Here is a 210-nt window from a genome sequence, read left to right as displayed (position 1 = left end):
ACCTCAGTGTCAGCGACGTGACTGAAACCAGTGGCAATGACGCCAGCGGCGTCGTCCTAGTGGGCAATGTCTTCACCGTCACGCCTAATGCCTATGACTACTTAGCCGTGGGTGAGAGTGTTGAACTAACCTACACCTATAACGTGATTGACAGCAATGGCGGCGTGACCCCTACCACTGCCACCATCATCATTGAAGGCCGTAACGATG

Annotated in this window: 1 protein-coding gene; it reads left to right on the top strand. The window is 53.8% G+C overall.

Annotation, left to right across the window (positions count from 1 at the left end; all coding sequences use genetic code 11):
• On the top strand, positions 1–210 hold a 210-nt coding region (locus K0625_RS24500; RefSeq protein WP_220111942.1), incomplete at both ends, for a hypothetical protein.

The organism is Shewanella nanhaiensis (genome assembly GCF_019457885.1).
Classification (GTDB): Bacteria; Pseudomonadota; Gammaproteobacteria; order Enterobacterales; family Shewanellaceae; genus Shewanella; species Shewanella nanhaiensis.
Note: the sequence above shows the minus strand (reverse complement) of the source record. Positions and strands in the feature narration are given on the sequence as shown.